The sequence below is a fragment of the Thiolapillus sp. genome (genome assembly GCF_048562965.1).
Classification (GTDB): Bacteria; Pseudomonadota; Gammaproteobacteria; order Chromatiales; family Chromatiaceae; genus Thiolapillus; species Thiolapillus brandeum_A.
Genome location: NZ_JBHNMF010000786.1, coordinates 1 through 1,369, shown reverse-complemented (window position 1 = coordinate 1,369; position 1,369 = coordinate 1). Strand labels below are relative to the sequence as shown.

General features: G+C 54.8%; 2 protein-coding genes. One reads left to right on the top strand and one right to left on the bottom strand.

Going from position 1 to position 1,369, the window contains the following annotated elements:
• Positions 1–988: 3'-5' exonuclease (locus tag ACOCD2_RS20080; protein ID WP_293715497.1), on the top strand; the 988-nt coding region annotated here is incomplete at its 5' end.
• A 73-nt stretch (positions 989–1,061) separates the two neighbouring features.
• Here the strand turns inward: ACOCD2_RS20080 and ACOCD2_RS20075 are convergent.
• Positions 1,062–1,349 (bottom strand): hypothetical protein, encoded by a 288-nt coding sequence (locus tag ACOCD2_RS20075; protein ID WP_419588564.1) that lies wholly within the window; start codon positions 1,347–1,349, stop codon positions 1,062–1,064.
• Between the last annotated feature and the right edge of the window lie 20 nt (positions 1,350–1,369).

The following is a 1,369-nucleotide window of genomic DNA, read 5'->3' as shown; positions in this document are numbered from 1 at the left end:
TCGATGCATCAAAACCTACAGCCTGGAACCGGCCATCAAGGCCGTGCAAAATGCAGGACTGCACGATTACGCCACCACCCGTCAAATCGAACGGTTGAAGTGGTTGGCCCATAGCAGCCACACCGAATACCGGACGTTGACCGACCGGTTTCCGGACGGCGCCGGCGGGGTGCAGGCAGCGATTCTTCAGCGCTATATCGCTGATGGTGTCGCGGATTACAAAGCCGCGTTTTCATGGATGGCGACGAATGAACAGATGGCAGACCGCTATGCCCGGGTCGTGAAGGAAATCATTGATTTCGTCAACCGTATCGACAAGCCCCTCGATGAGTTGTTGGTCCAATTCGATTCATTCGAGGAAAAAATCCGCCAGAATGACAATGGCATCACCATCAGTACCTGCCATAGCGCCAAAGGACTGCAATATGACGGCGTTGTTCTGTACGGATTGGAACAGGGTGTGTTCCCGAATGAACGCGCCCCCATCGAAGAAGAACGTCGGCTGTTCTATGTGGCGATGACCCGTGCCCGGCGACACCTGTTTCTTGTCGCACCGAAGGATAACGACCTCAAAGACGCGCTGAAAGAAAAACAGGTTCGCAAAATCGGTGGTCCCAAAGGAGGCGCTTCCCAGTTCCTCTATGAAATCGCTCTACCGCTTTGTGAGGAGGTTGCCCAATGCCTTTACGAGAACAAACCGGATGACATCGCCCATATCGGCCCGGTGGCAGATGCCCGGGTGGTGAACCGTTACCTGGATGCGGTCGCCTCAGGTAGCCCCCGGCTGGAGGAATCCGCTGAATTGCGCAAGGCAGCTTCCCACTCTGGCGCACTGAAACCCGGTGATATGGTACGCATCAACCATCGAAAGTATGGCGAAGGACGTATTACGGCCTGGCGGGGCGACGAATACATCCAGGTCCAGTTCAACAACCTGGCAGGTTCCGGCTGGTACAAAGTGGATTGCACACCTTTTGAACTAATTTGACGCTCGAATCGTTCATTTTTGGCACTTTGCAATCCACCCCTTCCTCGTTTTTTGTCAGTAGAATCGTTCTTTCCTAACCAAGCGAAGGCGATGTCAAACGCTGCCAGCCATGGAGAGCGAAGCGAAGGCTGGTAGACCCCAGTAGCCGAGAGGCCGTGCTTACCCGTCGTGCGCATAGCGCCAGAGGGGAAGCAAAGTAGGCCTCCGAACGCGGCGTCCAGTCATATGGGAGCCAAGTACGGAGCAGCAACGAGCTTGCGAAGTTGTTGCGTAGTGCTGGGTGACCAGGACGGCTGGGGTACCAATAGGTTGTCAAAGGTCGAGTCGATTTTGGGAACTGGGATGTCCCATAATCTATCACGAGGTCGAAGACACACTTGT